At 46.7% G+C, this 14,078-nt stretch carries 17 protein-coding genes; 11 read left to right on the forward strand and 6 right to left on the reverse strand.

Annotation, left to right across the window (positions count from 1 at the left end; all coding sequences use genetic code 11):
* Positions 1–24 precede the first annotated feature (24 nt).
* The 6 genes from ICU98_RS03475 (at position 25) to ICU98_RS03500 (ending at position 5,526) form a co-directional block, all read left to right on the forward strand.
* Positions 25–732 (forward strand): endonuclease/exonuclease/phosphatase family protein, encoded by a 708-nt coding sequence (locus ICU98_RS03475; protein ID WP_215335459.1) that lies wholly within the window; start codon positions 25–27, stop codon positions 730–732.
* Complete coding sequence (gene cls, locus ICU98_RS03480; protein ID WP_215352783.1) at positions 729–2,207, forward strand: cardiolipin synthase; 1,479 nt, start codon at positions 729–731, stop codon at positions 2,205–2,207. Before ICU98_RS03475 ends, cls begins: the two co-directional genes overlap by 4 nt.
* Positions 2,207–2,710, forward strand: coding sequence for a YqaA family protein (locus ICU98_RS03485; RefSeq protein WP_215352784.1), 504 nt, complete (start codon positions 2,207–2,209; stop codon positions 2,708–2,710). Before cls ends, ICU98_RS03485 begins: the two co-directional genes overlap by 1 nt.
* Positions 2,711–2,768: 58 nt before the next feature.
* Positions 2,769–3,545: a 3-hydroxybutyrate dehydrogenase gene (locus tag ICU98_RS03490; protein WP_215335462.1), complete on the forward strand. Its 777-nt coding sequence runs from the start codon at positions 2,769–2,771 to the stop codon at positions 3,543–3,545.
* 141 nt (positions 3,546–3,686) lie between these two features.
* Entirely contained in the window at positions 3,687–4,280 is a 594-nt protein-coding gene (locus ICU98_RS03495; RefSeq protein ID WP_215352785.1) for a urate hydroxylase PuuD, read from the forward strand.
* A gap of 145 nt (positions 4,281–4,425) precedes the next feature.
* On the forward strand, positions 4,426–5,526 hold the full coding sequence (locus ICU98_RS03500) for an alkene reductase (RefSeq protein WP_215352786.1): 1,101 nt from the start codon (positions 4,426–4,428) through the stop codon (positions 5,524–5,526).
* A 40-nt stretch (positions 5,527–5,566) separates the two neighbouring features.
* Here the strand turns inward: ICU98_RS03500 and ICU98_RS03505 are convergent, their stop codons facing one another.
* From ICU98_RS03505 to ICU98_RS03525, 5 genes are read right to left on the reverse strand one after another with little or no spacing between them, the layout of a single operon-like run.
* A complete protein-coding gene (locus ICU98_RS03505) occupies positions 5,567–5,749 on the reverse strand; it encodes a hypothetical protein (RefSeq protein WP_215352787.1) in 183 nt (60 codons plus the stop codon).
* Positions 5,750–5,766: 17 nt separating this feature from the next.
* A complete protein-coding gene (locus tag ICU98_RS03510) occupies positions 5,767–6,342 on the reverse strand; it encodes a cytochrome b (RefSeq protein ID WP_215352788.1) in 576 nt (191 codons plus the stop codon).
* Between the two features lie 60 nt (positions 6,343–6,402).
* On the reverse strand, positions 6,403–6,591 hold the full coding sequence (locus ICU98_RS03515; RefSeq protein ID WP_215335467.1) for a hypothetical protein: 189 nt from the start codon (positions 6,589–6,591) through the stop codon (positions 6,403–6,405).
* Positions 6,592–6,624: 33 nt separating this feature from the next.
* On the reverse strand, positions 6,625–7,422 hold the full coding sequence (locus tag ICU98_RS03520) for a hypothetical protein (RefSeq protein ID WP_215352789.1): 798 nt from the start codon (positions 7,420–7,422) through the stop codon (positions 6,625–6,627).
* Positions 7,423–8,568, reverse strand: coding sequence for an alpha-hydroxy acid oxidase (locus ICU98_RS03525; RefSeq protein WP_215335469.1), 1,146 nt, complete (start codon positions 8,566–8,568; stop codon positions 7,423–7,425).
* Between the two features lie 100 nt (positions 8,569–8,668).
* Here ICU98_RS03525 and ICU98_RS03530 point away from each other — a divergent pair, with 100 nt between their 5' ends.
* The 5 genes from ICU98_RS03530 to ICU98_RS03550 all read left to right on the forward strand — a co-directional run bounded on the left by ICU98_RS03530 (position 8,669) and on the right by ICU98_RS03550 (position 13,126).
* Positions 8,669–9,574 (forward strand): DMT family transporter, encoded by a 906-nt coding sequence (locus ICU98_RS03530; RefSeq protein ID WP_215352790.1) that lies wholly within the window; start codon positions 8,669–8,671, stop codon positions 9,572–9,574.
* 29 nt (positions 9,575–9,603) lie between these two features.
* Positions 9,604–10,542, forward strand: a complete 939-nt coding sequence (locus ICU98_RS03535) for a fumarylacetoacetate hydrolase family protein (RefSeq protein ID WP_215352791.1) — start codon at positions 9,604–9,606, stop codon at positions 10,540–10,542.
* 12 nt (positions 10,543–10,554) lie between these two features.
* On the forward strand, positions 10,555–11,502 hold the full coding sequence (locus tag ICU98_RS03540; protein ID WP_215335472.1) for a tripartite tricarboxylate transporter substrate binding protein: 948 nt from the start codon (positions 10,555–10,557) through the stop codon (positions 11,500–11,502).
* A gap of 53 nt (positions 11,503–11,555) precedes the next feature.
* Positions 11,556–12,704, forward strand: a complete 1,149-nt coding sequence (locus ICU98_RS03545; protein ID WP_215335473.1) for an aminotransferase class V-fold PLP-dependent enzyme — start codon at positions 11,556–11,558, stop codon at positions 12,702–12,704.
* Positions 12,705–12,862: 158 nt separating this feature from the next.
* Positions 12,863–13,126 (forward strand): hypothetical protein, encoded by a 264-nt coding sequence (locus ICU98_RS03550; protein ID WP_215352792.1) that lies wholly within the window; start codon positions 12,863–12,865, stop codon positions 13,124–13,126.
* On the opposite strand, the gene ICU98_RS03555 is transcribed toward ICU98_RS03550, so the two are convergent.
* On the reverse strand, positions 13,120–14,010 hold the full coding sequence (locus ICU98_RS03555; protein ID WP_215352793.1) for an NAD(P)H-hydrate dehydratase: 891 nt from the start codon (positions 14,008–14,010) through the stop codon (positions 13,120–13,122). The genes ICU98_RS03550 and ICU98_RS03555 overlap by 7 nt on opposite strands.
* Between the last annotated feature and the right edge of the window lie 68 nt (positions 14,011–14,078).

The following is a 14,078-nucleotide window of genomic DNA, read 5'->3' on the forward strand; positions in this document are numbered from 1 at the left end:
CGATTTAGCGTACTCAGTATCAATATGCATAAAGGAGTTTCTCCACTGCACCGTCACGCGACGGTACATCAATTACGACAGAAAATTCGGATCCAACATCCTGACCTATTATTTCTCCAAGAATTACAGCAAGAGCATCGCACTCGTGCGAATCGATATCGCCATTGGCCTGAAAACGAATTAACCCATTTTTTGTCAGAAGATTTTTGGCATGATTGGCATTACGGTAAGAATGCAGAATATGCAAACGGTCATCATGGCAACGCCATCCTCTCCAAACATCCTTTGCAAAAGGGTAAAAATTACGATATTTCTGCTTACCGCTTTGAGAAGCGCGGCCTATTGCATAGCGCGATCAAGCTACCCGGGCATCAACAAGCGATTCATTGCTTCTGCGTTCATCTTGCGCTCTTTCAGAAAGGCCGAGAGCGGCAATTGGAGGAAATTATTCATTACATCAGTCAACTGACCCATCATGAGCCTACGATCGTGGCGGGAGACTTTAATGATTGGCGCAAAAGGGTCAGCGCGCCAATGCTAGATGCCGGATTTAGCGAGGTTTTTGAGGTTCTCACTGGATCGCCAGCCAAAACATTCCCGAGCTTTAAGCCCATGTTAGCCATGGATCGAATTTATGTACGCGGTATCAAAATTCATTCAGCACAAATCTTGCATGATTGGTTGCGTTTGTCCGATCACTTGGGCATTACCGCTGAATTGGAGTGTTTATGAATCATCCCTGGAATTACCTGCTGCAATCCATGCTGGGTGTCACCTCGCTTTGGATTACTTTACTTCATGTATTGGTGGTGGGTGTCTTTGCGATCCAATTACTGTTAGTGAGAAGACCGGTTGCCGTTGCTTTTGCTTGGCTCTTTATTGTGGCGACTTTACCACTGTTCGGAATTCTCTTGTTTTTCATGATTGGTGAGCGCCCAGTAGGCCGTAAGCTGCGCAGAAAAATCACGCGCATGGAAGAGCACTATGCACAGATTACCCAAACCATGCGGGAGCGTTATGCAGGAGAGAAGCAGTTTCTGCCTCAGGAAGCCAAAGCCTTAAGCCTGCTCGTCGAGGCGAATAACGGCACTCCAGCTGTTGCCGGCAATCGGGTGACATTGCACACCGACTCCTTGGTGATTTTGCAAGCAATGATCGAGGATATTGAGAGCGCTAAAAAATCACTCCATCTTGAGTTTTATATCTGGGCCGTGGGCGGTCAGGCAGATCGTGTCTGCGAAGCCCTTATTAGAGCCGCAAAACGCGGGGTTGCTTGCCGTGTCTTGCTTGATTCACTGGGTAGTAAGGATTGGTTTAAGTCTGGTTGGCCAGCAAGATTTAAAGCTGCAGGGATTGAATTGACTGAGGCACTACCGATTCAATTGGGGCGCTTTCAATTTCGTCGGGCTGATTTACGTCTACATCGCAAGATCTTCGTGATTGATGGTGCAGTAGTGTGGACCGGTAGTATGAATTTAGTTGACCCCCGTACCTTTAAACAAAATGCGGGAGTGGGTGAGTGGGTTGATGCCATGGTACGAGTAGAAGGCCCTATCGCTTCTCAGTTCGAGTTAACCTTTTTGTTCGACTGGAGTGTGGATAACACTGCCATCTACCAATTTTCTGACCCTGAGCCACTGGGATCACCAGATGTGGGGCATGTATTAGCACAGTGCTGCGCCTCAGGCCCTGTCTATCGTGATGACATCCTGTATCAAATGCTGCTTTCCACCATCATGGATGCACGCGAAGAATTGACTATTACTACGCCGTATTTTGGGCCCGATGAAGGCTTGATTCAGGCGCTTATTGCTGCAGCAAGGCGGGGCGTCAATGTCACCTTAATTGTTCCCAAGCAAAATGACTCAACGCTCGTTGCATTCAGTAGCAGAAGTTTTTATGGGGACCTCATGAATGGTGGCGTCAATATTGCTGAGTTTCATGGAGGCCTTTTGCATACCAAGTCGATGTTGGTAGATCGCCGTATTGCGGTTTTTGGATCGGTCAATTTAGACCAACGCAGCTTGCGCCTCAATTTCGAAATCAGTCTCATTGTTTATAACGAGACCTTCTGTGCCAATCTCCAAAAACTCACCGAGAGCTATTTGCGGCAATCGAATTTGGTTAATCCCGTCATCTGGGCCAAGCGTTCACGCTGGCACCTCATTCTGGAAAACGTAGTGCAGCTGATGTCACCCTTACTCTAATGGAAGATCTTCTTCACTCTTTTTTCCATTGGTTTGGTATGCCTGCAGTTGGACTACCCATGGTCTTTGTTACGGCTTTCGTTTCAGCAACACTCTTGCCGATTGGCTCTGAGCCAGTGCTATTTGCTTACATTGCAGTGAACCCTGAATGGTATTGGCTTGCTATCGGAGTAGCTACTTTGGGGAACTCCTTAGGCGGCTTATTTGACTGGTGGCTTGGGTTAATCAGTCGTAATGGTTTTGAGTCTTTAAAGGGGCCAACCAATAGCCGCGTCCAAAGCTGGCTTGAGGCTCGTGGACCTAAAATGCTCTTGCTGTCTTGGCTGCCAGGGCTTGGTGACCCTCTTTGCATCGCCGCGGGATGGTTACGCCTACCTTGGTTATCTTGCTTGGTATACATGGCAATTGGAAAATTTTTGCGTTATGTGACTATCACTTGGCTGCTGACATTAATCCCGCACGCATTTTGGGAACATTTAGGGCATTTCATTTACCGTATTTAAATGCAATTCCTGTATCCTCGAATTTCCTTCCAGTACATTATTTATTGCGAGAAATAACATGTCCCAATTAAAAGGTAAAACTGCATTAGTAACTGGTTCAACCAGTGGCATTGGTTTAGCAATGGCGATCGGCCTAGCAAAGCAGGGCGCTAACATCATGGTCAATGGTTTTGGTGAAAAAGATGATGCGATTGCCCAAATTCAAGCTTGCGGTGTTGAGGTGGACTACCACGGCGCTGATATGAGTAAGCCAGATGAAATTGCGGATTTAATTCGCCAGACTGAGAAACGATTTGGCTCATTAGATATATTGGTCAATAACGCGGGCATCCAACACACTGCCAATGTTGAAGACTTTCCTGCGGACAAATGGGATGCCATTATCGCGATCAATCTCAGCTCGGCATTTCATACCACGCATCACGCTCTGCCTGGGATGAAAAAACGCAATTGGGGCCGAATCATTAACATTGCTTCGGTACATGGTTTAGTAGGCTCCGCCCAAAAGTCAGCTTATGTAGCGGCCAAGCATGGCATTGTGGGTTTAACTAAAGTGCTTGCGCTCGAGAATGCACATACGGGAATTACTTGCAATGCGATTTGCCCAGGCTGGGTTTTGACGCCCCTAGTTCAAAAACAAGTCGATGCGAGGGCGGAGCGCGAAAAGATTTCGAATGAGCAGGCCAAGCATGATTTGGTGGCCGAGAAACAGCCCTCAGGTAATTTTGTTGCTCCCGAGCAGCTCGCTGCACTAGCGGTATTCCTCTGTGGCCCAGATGCTTCAGAAGTGCGTGGGGTGGCCTGGAATATGGATGGTGGCTGGACTGCCCAGTAAGCTGAGCGCATAGATAAGGCATAAGTACTTGTTTTACATCATAAAAAATGTATTACGAGATGATGACGGCAAGCGCTAATTCCGAGACCATAGAATGGTTTATAGTTAGCACGCATTCAGATTAATAAAGGAGATCCTGACATGGCTTCAATTTTGACTTCTCTTGGGCGCACTGTATTTGCAGGCTGTGTGCTCCTCGTTTTGATCCTCTTGGCACTAGGCGCAAACTTTAGCGCACCCGAGTTGCCATTTGTATTCCGTTGGTTACATGTGATGTGCGGAATTATGTGGATTGGTTTGCTCTGGTACTTCAACTTTGTACAAATTCCATCCATGCCAAAAATTCCTGATGAGCAAAAACCAGCGATTGGCAAAGTCATTGCCCCTGCAGCGTTGTTTTGGTTCCGTTGGGCGGCACTGTTCACTGTGTTGACCGGCATCATCCTGGCTGCGTTGAATGGCTATATCCACCAAGCGTTTACATTGCAGGCTCCATTCCGTGCAATTGGTTTGGGCATGTGGATTGCTTTGGTAATGGCCTTTAACGTTTGGTTCATCATTTGGCCAAATCAGAAACGCGCCCTCGGCATCGTTGCTGTGGAAGCTGATGTCAAAGCAAAATCGGCTCGCGTTGCAATGCTGACATCCCGCATCAATACTTTGCTTTCGATTCCTATGTTGTTCTTGATGGTTGCACAATCCTGGAGCAGAGTCTGGTTAGTCGTAGCTTCCTAATCGCTACTGGTTTCTAGAGAAGGCCCGCACAGCGGGCCTTTTTATTTGTATCGACATCATCCATCAGTAAGTTAAGTTATCTCAGCAAAATTCATCAAAGTTTGCTACTCTCATAGAGTTAGTCAACCTCATCAGAAAGAGTGCAATGTCCGGAAAAGAAATCATGTTCACCCCAACTCAACTTGGTGCTATTGGCATCAAAAATCGTTTGGTGATGGCACCCCTCACCAGAATGCGTGCCGTTGCTGGTGATGTTCCTAACCCCTTAGCAAAGACCTATTACAGCCAAAGAGCGAGTGCGGGACTCATCATTACTGAAGCGACTCAAATTTCTCCCCTGGGTATGGGTTATCCAGCGACTCCTGGTATCTATTCCCCAGCACAAACTTCTGCATGGAAAGAGATTGTGGATGCCGTCCACGCCAAAGGGGGTGCCATCGTGGCGCAACTATGGCACGTAGGACGAATTTCTCACTCTTCCTTGCATCCTCAAGAAGGATTGCCAGAGGCGCCTTCAGCAATTGCTCCTGCAGGCCAAACCTATGGTGCAGATTGGAAGCTGCACGATTATGAGACTCCAAAAGCGATGACCGAGGCAGATATTGCCCGTCTCTTACAAGAATTTAAGCAGGCAGCGCAGAATGCAAAGGCGGCTGGTTTTGACGGCATTGAAATTCACTCTGCTAATGGCTACTTGTTAGATCAATTCTTGCAAGATAAAACCAATCATCGCTCCGACCAATACGGTGGCGCAATTGAAAATCGGATTCGCTTACTCGGTGAAATCATCGAGGCGGTATCGACGGTTTATCCAAGTGATCGTATTGGTGTACGTCTCTCGCCTTATGGCAGCTTCAACGATATTGCAGATAGCGATCCAGTAGCCTTATTCACAGCAGTGATTCATAAACTCAATACTGTTGGACTCGCTTATCTTCATATGATCGAGCCCCGTTCTACCTCTGCTGGCGGTAATGACAAGCACGATGAGGCCGCTCCAGTTACTTCTGAGTTATTTAGAGCTTTATTTAAAGGCAAGTTCATTACTGCTGGTGGGTATGACCAGGCCTTGGGTGAAAAAGTATTGGAAGAGGGTTTGGCAGATGCGGTTGCCTATGGCCGAATTTATATTGCCAACCCGGATTTGGTGGAGCGCTTCAAACAGAATGCCCCACTCAATCCTTATGACCGTAAGACTTTCTACGGCGGTGGTGAGGCAGGGTATACCGATTACCCCAGTCTGTAATTAGCTAAACAGGAAACAATAAGGCCCAGTTTTCTGGGTCTTATTTTTTGGTTTGATCAGTATTGTCTTTGATTAGGCCGTACTGATTGGCAGCAATGATGAGCGCAATAGACACGCATCCCAGTGCAAAAAATTGCCACTGGTGCAGAATGGCTGTGCCGATGACGGTCATCAAAATTGTCCAGCCCATGACGAGCTTGGCTTTGGTATTGAAAGGCTTCATTTTGATCCTTGAGGAGGTTACTCAGACAGTGAAGAATGACGATACAACATGCGCTGCAGTGTATCGTTTTTTAAGACAAAGTGCTGCCAAATGGCACTGAAAGCGTGCAAACCAATCACATAGTAGAGCGCATTGCCCAGCCATTCGTGAGCTGCTTTGAAGGTCTTCTTCACGGCGGGGTTACTTTGAATCAGGTTGGGCAGCTCCCATCCCAGCCAATCAACGGGCTTATTGCCCGCTTGTAAAAAGATTACTCCGAGTATTGGTAGGGTGAGCAGTAGGCAATACAGCAGGGTATGCATGACTTTTCTTAGCAAGGTCATTACACGGTTGGCTGAAATTGATGGGGGGTTGCCAAAATAGTATTTAGCAAAGAGCCTGAGGACAACGCTGATCAAAATGAGTTGCCCTAAATAGCCATGAATCGTTTTACAAAGCTCGCGGGGCGGACTACCTTTAATAAATTGGGCCTTTAATTCAATCGAGGCCAGAGCTAAGACGACTAAAAGAAAAATAAACCAGTGAAAGAAAATCAGGACAGGATGATAGCGTTGAATAGTCATGTGAACACAAAAAAGATAATGTGTGTTCATGATAGTAAAACTCATTGACTATGATTCTTGCATGGTCAATTTACGAACCAGAAACAATTACTAAATAGGCATTCTCATTTTGGCGCTTAAATTGCTGAGAACGCCGAGCTTATCTAGTTGCGATAAACGCAGGGCTTCTGCTTCGAAGTCGAGTTGCGCAGGGTGAAACTCAGTGTTTCCTAGATGAATGACATAGGTCCAGACAAGATCTCGACCTCGATTCTTAAATACATCAACAACTCGCTTCATGTTTACCGCCTATTGGGTAAGGGGTTATAGCAATCAATGGCTAAGGCTTGGGGGAATGCTATTTTGTTGAGCTTGCAGAGATGTTTGAAGAGACAGTAGGTTATGCGCCTTAATTCGAATAATGCCTCGTGTTGGGCTATCAATATCAGCAATCAGAAAAAAAGCTACAGAGACAATCAGTGGGAAGATCAGAAACAGCCCGCGATTTTTCTTAAAGTCATGAGCTCCATAGCCGACTAAGGCATTGGCAAAGACTGCTATAGCAACCATGAGGCACCAGGCTGCGATGGGGATGCGATTCCACCAGGCTGCTTGGGTGTAGCCTTCGGAGTTCAAGACATCATTCATGCCCGAGGCAATCAAGGCAGAAGTGGCACCATTCTGTGTTTTGATAAAGGGAAGAATCTCATTCCAAAGGGCCATTTGGGCAATTTCAGTCTGATTGCGAAGCGCTTCCTTCTGGTCATCACCTCTGGTGGTGTAGAAAGCGATACGTTGGTCAAGGTATTGCATTAATAGCGCCTTGGTATGAACTGCAGATTTTGCCGGCAATAAATCCGCTCGTAAATATTCAGTACCGATGGCGTTGGCTTCTGATTCTTCCAATGTTTGTCTCAGGTCGTAACGAGTGATTGCCATTGAGAAGGTAAAGCCAATAATCAAACCCAAGAGTGTTAGCGTAGCTGTTTGGATTACGCCTAAATCAAACACAGAGTCCGTGTCCTCATCACGGTATTTACTCAGATAACGTGAACCAAGCCATGCCGAAGCACTCAGCAGGATGAAGCTCAGAACAAAAATCAGTGAGGGCCAGTCAAGTAGGTGTATCAATTAGAAGGTCCCTGGGTACAAAATATCTTTAGTCACATTTTGAATGTCTCGATGACCTGTAAATGCCATCGTAATATCCATTTCATTGCGGATAATTTCTAAGCATTTAGTGACACCCGCTTCGCCCATTGCGCCTAAGCCGTACAAGAAGGGGCGACCGATCATCGTGCCGCGAGCACCAAGGGCCCAAGCTTTAAGAACATCTTGACCAGAACGGATGCCGCCATCCATCCAGACTTCAATATCTTGGCCTACTGCATCCACAATCCCTGGCAAAGCTTTAATACTAGAAACAGCGCCATCGAGTTGACGACCACCATGGTTGGAAACGATTAAAGCATCTGCGCCAGAGTCGGCAGCAAGGCGTGCATCTTGCTCATCCAAAATGCCTTTGATGATGAGTTTGCCACCCCATAATTTTTTAATCCATTGCACATCATCCCAATTGAGGCCTGGATCAAATTGCTCGGCAGTCCAGGAGGAGAGGGAGGACATATTGCCCACGCCTGTGGCATGTCCAACGATATTACGAAAAGTTCTGCGAGGCGTCATCGCCATACCCAAGCACCATCGAGGTTTGGTAGCCATGTCGATCATATTGGCGATCGTGAGTTTGGGAGGGGCTGATAAGCCATTCTTCAGGTCTTTATGGCGTTGTCCTAAGATCTGTAGATCTAAGGTGAGCACTAAGGCAGAACATTTAGCTGCCTTCGCCCTTTCAATCAATCGTTCAATAAAGCCACGGTCTTTCATGACATAGAGCTGAAACCAAAATGGCTTAGTGGTTCTCTCAGCAACATCTTCAATGGAGCAGATGCTCATGGTGGATAAGCAGAAGGGCACACCAAACTTTTCAGCAGCTTTGGCAGCCAATATTTCTCCGTCGGCGTGCTGCATGCCAGTGAGTCCAGTGGGAGCCAGCGCCACAGGCATTGTGACCTTTTCGCCAACCATGGTGGTTTCCAGAGTGCGGTTAGTCATGTTGACGGCGACTCTTTGACGTAACTTGATTTTCTGGAAATCAGACTCGTTTGCGCGATAGGTTGATTCGGTCCAAGAGCCAGAATCGGCATAGTCATAAAACATCTTGGGGGTACGCTTTTGATGAAGAACCCGTAGGTCTTCGATATTGGTGATGATTGCCACTGGGCTTCCTCTTGCTAAATTTGGCTCTATCTTAGCAATACCCCAGCTTTCTTTCTACAATCGAGCTTTTCAACGGATTTTCCTGCCTCTAGACCCAGTGATGTCACAGATTCCCTTATCCACCATCTTCTATTTGGTAAGCGCTACCGCACTTTGGGCTGGAAATGCTATAGCGGGCCGTTTATTGGTTGGTAGTGTTTCACCGATTACGCTCAGCGCAGTGCGTTGGTCACTTGCGGCGCTCATCTTGTTGCCACTGGGTTGGAGAGTCTTTAAGCCGGGTAGTGCCTTGTGGCTCAACAAAAAACGTTTTCTGCTTTTGGGATTATTTGGAGTCGGCAGTTATAACGTTCTACTGTATTTGGCTTTACAGACCTCAACCCCAATTAATGTGACTTTGATTGGGGCCAGTATGCCGATTTGGATGTTAATTATTGGCGCACTCTGGTATCAAACGCGACCCAATCCATTACAACTCTTCGGGGCTTTGGTTTCGCTCTTAGGGGTTGCGCTGGTTCTCTCACGGGGAGAGATGGCTATCTTGCTCAATCTTCAGGTGGTGATTGGCGATGTGTTGATCATGCTTGCGACGATCTTATGGGCGCTTTACAGCTGGATGCTCAGTCGCCCTGGTAATAGTACGGAGCGACAGTGGCCCTGGGCTGAGTTTCTGATGGCGCAAGTTTTCTCCGGTCTCTTATGGACCGCTTTGTTCGATAGTGTTGAGGTGATGGCAGGACACGCTTTTATTCACTTCACGCCTTTCAGTGTTTTGCTGATCCTTTTTGTTGCAATCGGTCCATCGTTGATTGCTTACCGTTGTTGGGGTCTTGGCGTGAATGGGGCAGGGCCGACGGTCGCCGCTTTCTTTGCAAATCTGATCCCTTTATTTACTGCACTATTTTCTGCCGCTATGCTGGGTGAACCTCCACACCTCTATCATGGGTTTGCCTTTATCTTGATTGCTTTGGGGATAGCAGTATCATCAAGCTCGAAAAAGAGCTGAAGTTTAAGCCAATACATTTTTAAGAAGATATGAGACTAATTACTTTTACACGACAAGGCAGTACAACACCTGAAATCGGAGCGCGACTTCCTTTGCCCGCCGGCGATCGTATCTTGCCATTTGCCGATGTGGCTAGGCTTGACTGCCAAGCAAGCTTTCCAAGCTCAATGAAAGCGTTTTTAAATGCTGGAGCAGGAGTGATGAACAAGGCTCAGCAATGGGTTTTAAACGCCATCACACAGTACTCTGAATTATTAATTGATGCTGATTCAATTACCTATTTACCACCGATGATGGATGCCGAGAAATTTTTATGCGTTGGCAAAAATTATCGAACCCATTTAGAAGAACTGAAGCGTACTAATTTAATTAAAGAAATTCCACAAGAGCCAACCTCTTTTATTAAATTAAATTCTTGTTTGTCTGGACATAATGCTAAGGTGATTCGACCTAAGGGAATCACGAAACTAGATTACGAGCCTGAACTGGTTTTTGTGATTGGTAAGCGAGCACTTGGGGCAAAAAAAAATGAAGCCATGAGTTATGTTGCAGGTGTCACTATCCTGAATGACCTGACTTGTCGTGATCTGCAACTTAAAGAAGTGGCTTCTGGCTCCCGTTTTTGGACGGGCAAAAATATTCCAGGATTTGGCCCTCTGGGCCCAGAAATTGTGACGATTGATGAAATACCAGACGTATATAACCTTTGGATGACTTGCTCGGTTAATGGTCAAGAGCGGATGCGCGTCAACACTCAAGATCAAATCTGGAAAATATCTGACATTCTTGAGCACTTTTCTAGGTTTATTCCAATTGAGGCTGGGGACATGTTCTCCACCGGAGCGCCAGGTGGGGTTGCAGTCGGAAAAGATAATGCTGATGAGCTTTATCTCAAGCCTGGTGATGTAGTGGAGTGCTCCATTGAGGGTATTACGACCCTAAGAACTACTATTGTTGAGCCAACTTAATTTCCAAGCGTAATGAAACAATATCTATCTCTGCTACTGTGCTTTTTCAGCTTACTTTTCAGCATCAACTCAGTTGCGGAGCTAGCAACAAACTTTCCTGTTAAGCCAGTAAAAATCATTGTGCCTTTTCCTCCAGGCGGGGGTGCCGATACTTTAATTCGCATCATGACACCAGCCCTTTCTGAAAATTGGAAGCAGACCCTGATCATTGAAAACCACCCTGGTGCTAGCGGTCTTATTGGCTCGGATTTAGTAGCTCAATCTCCCGCTGATGGGTATACATTACTAATGGGTTCAACTGCAGCCGTTACTGATAAAAATATCGGGCAATTTACACCCATCGCCTTAGTTTCTGCATCGCCCTACATTGTTACGATAAATCCGAAACTCAACATCACCTCAATACGTGGTTTGATTTCTTATGCAAAAGCGAATCCCGGTAAGTTGCGTTTTGGCTCATCGGGTTTAGGTTCTGCATCACATTTGGCCGGAGAGCTCTTTGCATCTATGGCTGACATTGATATTCTGCATGTCCCTTATAAAGGGACTGGACAGGCCCTGACAGATTTATTGGCCGGCCATATTGATTTGATGTTTGCTCCAGCGCAAACTGTCATATCGCAGATTGAGTCCGGCAAATTGATTTCTTTAGCTCAAACGGGGTCTAAACGTTCTGCAGCTTTGCCCAACATTCCAACAGTCGCAGAATCTGGTCTGCCAGGTTACAGTGCGGTGGGATGGTTTGGACTTTTTGCCCCAGCCAAAACTCCGCTGCCGGTGGTCCAGAAAATTAATCAGTCTGTAATGACCGCACTCTCTGATAAGTCCATTCGGGCTGCAATGATGGAGCGGGGAAGTGATCCAGCTAGCGGCTCCGCATCTGATTTTGCAGCCTTTTTACGCTTAGACCAGGCTAAATGGGCAAAATTGATCAAGCAAAATGGGATTGCAGTGCAATAAAGCCAAGAATCGGTATCATTTAAGGCTATTTACAGAATTGCTAGGAAAAGAAAATGCCAGGTCTATTGCCCAATGTTGATCCTGATGGTCTATTAGAGTTTTCAGTGGTTTATACCGATCGCTCTTTGAACCACATGTCAAATGAGTTTAAAAAGGTGATCGTTGATATCTCGAGTATCTTGAAAGATGCGTACAACGCAAGCTCAGCAGTGATCGTTCCTGGTAGTGGTACTTATGGCATGGAAGCTGTAGCTCGCCAGTTTGCTACCAATCAAAAATGTGTGGTTTTACGAAATGGCTACTTTAGTTATCGCTGGACACAGATTTTTGATTTGGCCAACATCACTAACGACATCACCGTGATCAAAGGTAGGCAGCTAGACAATTCCACTCAAGGTGTATTTGCTCCAGCTCCTATCGAAGAGGTTGTGGCGCAGATTAAAGCGCACAAGCCCGCAGTGGTATTTGCTCCCCATGTAGAAACTTCTGCTGGAATCATTCTTCCGGATGACTACTTAAAAGCAGTAGGTGAAGCGGTGAGATCGGTAGGCGGTTTGTTTGTGCTCGATTGCATCGCCTCTGGTGCAATGTGGGTTGATATGAAAGCCTGTCATGTTGATCTCTTGATTACTGCACCACAAAAAGGGTGGAGTAGTTCACCTTGTTGCGCAATGGTTGCGATGAGTGATCGTGCCCGTGAAAAAATTGAGAGCACTCAGAGCAGTAGTTTTTCGATGGATCTCAAAAAATGGTTGCAGATCATGGAGACCTATGAAAAGGGTGCTCACGTTTATCACACCACCATGCCAACTGACGCGCTCAAAATTCTGCGCAATGTCATGAAAGAAACCCAAGACCTTGGTTTTGATTCGCTAAAAGCCAAGCAGGTCGAATTGGGAACTAAAGTGCGCGCTTTACTCGAGTCAAAAGGTTATCCATCAGTTGCAGCCAAAGGTTTCCAGGCTCCTGGCGTAGTGGTTAGCTACACCAAGGATCCAGAGATTCAATCGGGCAAGAAATTTATTGCACTCGGTTTGCAAACTGCTGCTGGGGTTCCCCTTCAGTGTGACGAGCGTCCCGATTTCCGAACCTTCCGTATCGGCTTGTTTGGTATTGAGAAGTTAGAGCATGTTGATCGTACGGTTCAACACCTTGAGGCCGCTTTAGAGAAGATCGTCGAGACTGAGGCAGTGCCTGCTTAAGTCCAGTTACTAGAAGCAAAAGGGTCATCTTAGGATGGCCCTTTTTCTTTCCTAGACTTTCATTGTCGAAGCCAAACCCTATCCAAAACCCTTAAATTGGCATATTTGTTGATTTATTAGGTATGATTCATTCATCACTGAATGTTTTGGAGATATAAATGACTCGTACTTCCCGCCTTGCTTTAGCCGCTTTGGTTTCCGCCTCAATTGGCTTAAGCCCCATGATGGTCTTGGCTGCAGATCCTGCCCCTGCACCTGTAGCTGCTCCAGCAGCAGCGCCTGCAGCAATGCCTGCAGCAACCACGCCTGCGCAAGATAAGGCTGCTGCTAAGGCAGAAAAGAAAGCTAAGAAAAAGGCAGAAAAGAAAGCTAAGAAAAAGGCCAAGAAGAAAGCGAAAGCTGCAGAAGCCGCTGCTCAGTAATGTTGATTTAGGAGTGATCTCATTTCTAAAATGAGTTCGGAGGGTGTTAGGCCAAGCGGCCCGACATCCTGAGCGACTAAAGCATCAGCAGCGCTCGCATGCAACTCTACTGCTAGGCAGCTTGCATCCCATAAGTCCAATGTATGGCGCACGCCTTGTGCTGCTAAGGCGGCAATGCTTCCCGTCAAGACATCCCCCATCCCGCCTGTCGCCATACCTGCATTGCCTTGTAAACACTGCACGGGCGCATCAATCGGTGAGGCAATCAGTGTATGTTGACCCTTGAGAATCACAATGGACTGAGTTAACTTTACCAAGGCATGAATGGAACCAAGCCGATCTGCTTGGACTTGCGCGCTAGTAGAGTTTAGTAGTCGAGCAGCTTCGCCTGGATGAGGTGTTAATGCTGTTAACAGCGGAAAAGTTTGATTGCGATGACGCAAGAGAGTTAACAAAGATTCATCTTGACTGATGAGGTTAAGGGCATCCGCGTCAATGATGAGCGGAACGGCAGGGTAGCTTAGTGCTGTACTGAGCCACGCCTGTGCAATTGAAGTATTTCCAAGGCCTGGACCAATTGCAATGCAGTCTGGTTTTAACTCTGAGAGTTGAGCGGCTGCATCAGGCTTGGCTAAGCGAACCATCAGTTCAGCTTGCTCAGGTATGCAATGGGCTGAAGCAGGATCTAGCATTTCTAATATGGTCCAGCCTGCACCCAAATGGAGACAGGCTTTTCCGGCTAAGACAATCGCCCCAGCCATACCCGGGGCGCCGCCAATCAGCACCACTTTTCCAGCATCAGATTTGCTTTCTGCTGGATCGCGCTGGAGTCGCTTAATCAGTGCAAAGTAATTTAAAGGCTCGGGGGCTGTAGTGTTGGGCATGAATAGAAATAGATGGCTCTCAATAGATGTTACTACCAAGCCGTCAAATAAAGGCATTAAGATGGAAG

The sequence above is a fragment of the Polynucleobacter sp. MWH-P3-07-1 genome (assembly GCF_018687555.1).
In the GTDB taxonomy this organism is placed as follows: Bacteria; Pseudomonadota; Gammaproteobacteria; order Burkholderiales; family Burkholderiaceae; genus Polynucleobacter.

Coding starts and splice junctions, on each gene's coding strand:
- ICU98_RS03475 (WP_215335459.1), top strand. CDS start 25: ATGCATAAAGGAGTTTCTCCACTGCACCGTCACGCGACGGTACATCAA.
- ICU98_RS03550 (WP_215352792.1), top strand. CDS start 12,863: ATGACTCGTACTTCCCGCCTTGCTTTAGCCGCTTTGGTTTCCGCCTCA.
- ICU98_RS03510 (WP_215352788.1), bottom strand. CDS start 6,342: ATGAACACACATTATCTTTTTTGTGTTCACATGACTATTCAACGCTAT.
- ICU98_RS03495 (WP_215352785.1), top strand. CDS start 3,687: ATGGCTTCAATTTTGACTTCTCTTGGGCGCACTGTATTTGCAGGCTGT.
- ICU98_RS03500 (WP_215352786.1), top strand. CDS start 4,426: ATGTCCGGAAAAGAAATCATGTTCACCCCAACTCAACTTGGTGCTATT.
- ICU98_RS03555 (WP_215352793.1), bottom strand. CDS start 14,010: ATGCCCAACACTACAGCCCCCGAGCCTTTAAATTACTTTGCACTGATT.
- ICU98_RS03530 (WP_215352790.1), top strand. CDS start 8,669: ATGTCACAGATTCCCTTATCCACCATCTTCTATTTGGTAAGCGCTACC.
- ICU98_RS03545 (WP_215335473.1), top strand. CDS start 11,556: ATGCCAGGTCTATTGCCCAATGTTGATCCTGATGGTCTATTAGAGTTT.
- ICU98_RS03505 (WP_215352787.1), bottom strand. CDS start 5,749: ATGAAGCCTTTCAATACCAAAGCCAAGCTCGTCATGGGCTGGACAATT.
- ICU98_RS03540 (WP_215335472.1), top strand. CDS start 10,555: ATGAAACAATATCTATCTCTGCTACTGTGCTTTTTCAGCTTACTTTTC.
- ICU98_RS03535 (WP_215352791.1), top strand. CDS start 9,604: ATGAGACTAATTACTTTTACACGACAAGGCAGTACAACACCTGAAATC.
- ICU98_RS03515 (WP_215335467.1), bottom strand. CDS start 6,591: ATGAAGCGAGTTGTTGATGTATTTAAGAATCGAGGTCGAGATCTTGTC.
- ICU98_RS03485 (WP_215352784.1), top strand. CDS start 2,207: ATGGAAGATCTTCTTCACTCTTTTTTCCATTGGTTTGGTATGCCTGCA.
- ICU98_RS03490 (WP_215335462.1), top strand. CDS start 2,769: ATGTCCCAATTAAAAGGTAAAACTGCATTAGTAACTGGTTCAACCAGT.
- cls (WP_215352783.1), top strand. CDS start 729: ATGAATCATCCCTGGAATTACCTGCTGCAATCCATGCTGGGTGTCACC.